This is a genomic window from Streptomyces sp. NPDC127084 (assembly GCF_042724175.1).
In the GTDB taxonomy this organism is placed as follows: Bacteria; Actinomycetota; Actinomycetes; order Streptomycetales; family Streptomycetaceae; genus Streptomyces.
In genome coordinates this window covers 20,701-24,124 of record NZ_JBHXFA010000091.1, presented here as the reverse complement: position 1 = coordinate 24,124, position 3,424 = coordinate 20,701, and the positions used below count along the sequence as shown (strand labels likewise).

The 3,424-nt window shown below is 67.8% G+C and carries 3 protein-coding genes; all 3 read right to left on the bottom strand.

The features are described 5' to 3' along the window. Positions 1-110 precede the first annotated feature (110 nt). The 3 genes from ACFWI9_RS21150 to ctaD all read right to left on the bottom strand — a co-directional run bounded on the left by ACFWI9_RS21150 (position 111) and on the right by ctaD (position 3,101). Positions 111-845 (bottom strand): dienelactone hydrolase family protein, encoded by a 735-nt coding sequence (locus ACFWI9_RS21150; protein WP_387164131.1) that lies wholly within the window; start codon positions 843-845, stop codon positions 111-113. Positions 846-1,041: 196 nt separating this feature from the next. Further along, positions 1,042-1,383, bottom strand: coding sequence for a hypothetical protein (locus ACFWI9_RS21145; protein WP_387164129.1), 342 nt, complete (start codon positions 1,381-1,383; stop codon positions 1,042-1,044). Continuing rightward, positions 1,380-3,101 (bottom strand): cytochrome c oxidase subunit I, encoded by a 1,722-nt coding sequence (gene ctaD / locus ACFWI9_RS21140; RefSeq protein WP_387164128.1) that lies wholly within the window; start codon positions 3,099-3,101, stop codon positions 1,380-1,382. Before ctaD ends, ACFWI9_RS21145 begins: the two co-directional genes overlap by 4 nt. Positions 3,102-3,424 lie beyond the last annotated feature (323 nt).

Below are 3,424 nucleotides of genomic sequence, written 5' to 3'. Positions count from 1 at the left end.
GGCCCGGGCGCCGCGCGGCGGGTCCGCGCGGGCGCGGCCCCGCGCCGTCGCTTGCGCGCCGGCCCCCCCCCCCCCCCCCCCCGCGCCGTGCCGTGGGCAACGGAAAAGCCCTAAGGGCGGAGGTGCCGGGTGAAGAACCGCAGCGTGCTGTCCAGTTCGAAGTCCGGGACCTCCATGTGCTTGCCGGGGTTGGCGTGCAGCGTCTTCTCGGTGGAGGCGAAGGCGTCGTACAGCGCCAGGCACTGGTCCCGTGGTACGCGCTCGTCATCCCACTGGACCAGGAACTCCACCGGCACCGTCACCCGCGCGGCGGCGTCGGCTGATGCCAGAGCCCCGCCGAGGCCCAGCACCGCCGCGCGGACCCGGGGTTCGGCGGCGACGAACGGAACACCGAGTCCGCAGCCGAGCGACACACCCCAGTAGCCCACCGGACCGCGGCCGACATGCTCGCACTCCTGGAGCGCGTCCAGCACAGCCCGCCACTCCGGGACGGTCTGGCGGGCGACGAGTGACTGGAAAGCGGCGACCAGCGGTGCCAGTTCCTCCCCGGCCGCCACCCGGGCCTGGTTCTCGGTGGCGATCCGGTCGTACTCCTCCTGCTTAGGCCGGTCGCCGTGGCCCGGCACGTCGACCGCCGCCACCGCGAAACCGCCTTCGGTCACAAGGCGGTGCGCGCGGCGCACGATCTCGGGGTCCTTCTTGTGGCGTCCTCCGCCGTGTCCCATGAGGATGAGGGGGCGCGTACCGGCGGCGCCTTCCGGCGTCCAGAGCACACCGGATATCTCGCCAAGGATGAAGAGTTGTTCGCGGACGCCTTCGGACGGCGTCTCAGAGATGAAGCGCATAGCGATTCAAGCCCTTTCGGGATGCCTTACGCGGGCACTCCCCGGGCCATGCGAGAGAGGGAGTCCCGACCTGTCGACATGTTGATCGGTCTCACCTCCTTGGTTCGCGGCAGCGCACGGCGGGGCTGAACCTATCATCCGCACTCCCCCGGCGAGGTACGGGGTCAGTCGGCCGGGGGTGTGCGGTGCCGCGGGCCTACCGGTGGAGCAGTGCCCCGGCCGTGAGCAGAAGGAAGCAGCCGAGGAGGCTGAGTCCGAAGGTCCTGCGGCGCAGCCGCTGGTAGCGCGTCTCGTATTCCCCGCGCAGCTCGACGCACCGGTCGGCGACCCGGCGGGTGACCACCTTGGACATGTCCACACGGGCCCGGGTGTACCGCTCCTCGAGCTCGCGGCGCTCGGCGGTGGTGAGCCAGGGCAGCGTTTCGCAGAAGGCGACGGCTTCCCTGCGTGCTTCGGCCAGCTCGGCCTGCCAGTAGAGGTAGCCATCGAGTCGGCGCAGTCCGTCTCTCACTCCCTCATACGGAGAGGGGCTGCTCACCGCCGGTCCGTCCCTGGCCCGCTCAGACGCCGCTCCGCTGCGCCGCCGGCCTGGATCTCGGCGAATTCCGGGTGGTGCATGTCGAACGCCGGGGATTCGGAGCGGATCCTCGGCAGGGTGACGAAGTTGTGCCGCGGTGGTGGGCAGGAGGTCGCCCACTCAAGCGAACGGCCGTAGCCCCACGGGTCGTCCACCTCGATCTTCTTTCCGTACTTCTCCGTCTTCCAGACGTTGTAGAAGAACGGCAGGATGGACAGCCCCAACAGGAACGAGCTGATCGTTGAGATCGTGTTCAGCAGCGTGAAGCCGTCGGCGGCCAGGTAGTCCGCGTAACGGCGGGGCATGCCCTCGGCGCCCAGCCAGTGCTGGACCAGGAAGGTGCCCTGGAAACCGATGAACAGCGTCCAGAAGGTGATCTTGCCGAGGCGCTCGTCCAGCATCTTGCCGGTGAACTTCGGCCACCAGAAGTGGAATCCGGCGAACATCGCGAACACCACGGTGCCGAACACGACGTAGTGGAAGTGCGCGACGACGAAGTACGAGTCGGAGACATGGAAGTCCATCGGCGGCGAGGCCAGGATGATCCCGGTCAGACCACCGAAGAGGAACGTCACCAGGAATCCGGTGGCCCACAGCATCGGGGTCTCGAAGGACAGCGAGCCCTTCCACATGGTGCCGATCCAGTTGAAGAACTTCACACCGGTCGGTACCGCGATCAGGAAGGTCATGAACGAGAAGAACGGCAGCAGCACCGCGCCGGTGACGAACATGTGGTGCGCCCACACGGTCACGGACAGACCGGCGATCGCGATGGTCGCGGCCACCAGGCCGATGTAACCGAACATCGGCTTGCGGCTGAAGACGGGCACGACCTCCGAGATGATGCCGAAGAACGGCAGGGCGATGATGTACACCTCCGGGTGCCCGAAGAACCAGAAGAGGTGCTGCCACAGCAGGGCACCGCCGTTCGCGGGGTTGTAGATCTGCGCGCCGAACTTGCGGTCGGCCTCCAGGGCGAACAGCGCGGCGGCCAGCACCGGGAAGGCGAGCAGGACCAGCACACCGGTCAGCAGCACGGTCCAGCAGAAGATCGGCATACGAAACATCGTCATGCCGGGTGCGCGCATGCAGATGATCGTGGTGATGAAGTTGACCGAGCCGAGGATCGTGCCGAATCCGGAGAACGCCAGACCCATGATCACCATGTCCGCGCCCACGTTGGGCGTGTGCTGGGCATCCGACAGCGGCGGGTACATGAACCAGCCGAAGTCCGGTGCGCCGTTCGGGGTGAGGAAGGCGGCAAGCGCGATCAGCGAGCCGAAGACGTAGAGCCAGTAGGCGAACATGTTCAGCCGCGGGAACGCCACATCGGGCGCGCCGATCTGCAGCGGCATGATCCAGTTCGCGAAGCCGGCGAACAGCGGCGTCGCGAACATCAGCAGCATGATCAGGCCGTGCATCGTGAACGCCTGGTTGAACTGCTCGCTCGACATGATCTGCATCCCGGGGCGCGCCAGTTCCGCGCGCATGAACATCGCGAAGAGGCCGCCGATGCAGAAGAAGCCGAAGGAGGTGGTCATGTACAGGGTGCCGATGGTCTTGTGGTCCGTGGTGGTCAGCCACTTCACCACCACATTGCCCGGCTGCCTGGACCGGAGTGGGACCTCGTTCTCGTACGCGTCGTCAACCAGGTCGCTGGACGGGGTCTTGGAATGCATGGCGACGCGGGCTCCTGGCTGACTCGGCATCGGCGCCGACCTCGGCTCATGCCGATCGGGTCAGCGCATACTTACGATGCTTTTCTCCCGCAGCGCAGGCGTGGGACCCTCATCGGGCGCACTCATGTCACCCGATCGGCGACAGGGCCTGGGCCACTTGGCGGACAGGCGCGCGGAGGATCCGAACGCCGGTGGGCGACCGGCCCTCTGAGCCGTCCGGGCCGCATGGACCACAACGGGGTGGGCCCCCCCCACCCGGTGGGGGTGGGGGCCGGAGTGGGATAACGGTGTGGGGGGGGGGTCGGCGGGTGGAGCCGGTGGGG